Below are 319 nucleotides of genomic sequence, written 5' to 3'. Positions count from 1 at the left end.
TTAACCACTTCGCCACGATCGCCAAAATCCTATTTAATTTCAAATAAAAAACTAAGATGAAATATCATCTTAGTTTTTTATACCGGCGGCCGGGGTCGAACCGGCACGCCCTCAACGGGCACTGGATTTTGAGTCCAGCGCGTCTGCCAATTCCGCCACGCCGGCATAATTAAAATAGTAGTACTAAGGCGCTAACCGGATTTGAACCGGTGATGAAGGTTTTGCAGACCTCTGCCTTACCACTTGGCTATAGCGCCATTATACTATTAAAACAAATATGATTTCAACAAGAAATCAACTGGGGTAGCTGGATTCGAAC

Annotated in this window: 2 tRNA genes; both read right to left on the bottom strand. The window is 44.2% G+C overall.

Going from position 1 to position 319, the window contains the following annotated elements:
* Positions 1-80 precede the first annotated feature (80 nt).
* Positions 81-165 (bottom strand) — tRNA-Leu (locus RU96_RS12670).
* A gap of 21 nt (positions 166-186) precedes the next feature.
* Positions 187-257, bottom strand: a tRNA-Cys gene (locus tag RU96_RS12665).
* Positions 258-319 lie beyond the last annotated feature (62 nt).

It is taken from the genome of Enterococcus canintestini (assembly GCF_001885735.1).
GTDB lineage: Bacteria > Bacillota > Bacilli > Lactobacillales > Enterococcaceae > Enterococcus_C > Enterococcus_C canintestini.
The sequence above is the reverse complement of the archived record's forward strand: the minus strand, read 5'-3'. Positions and strand labels throughout refer to the sequence as shown.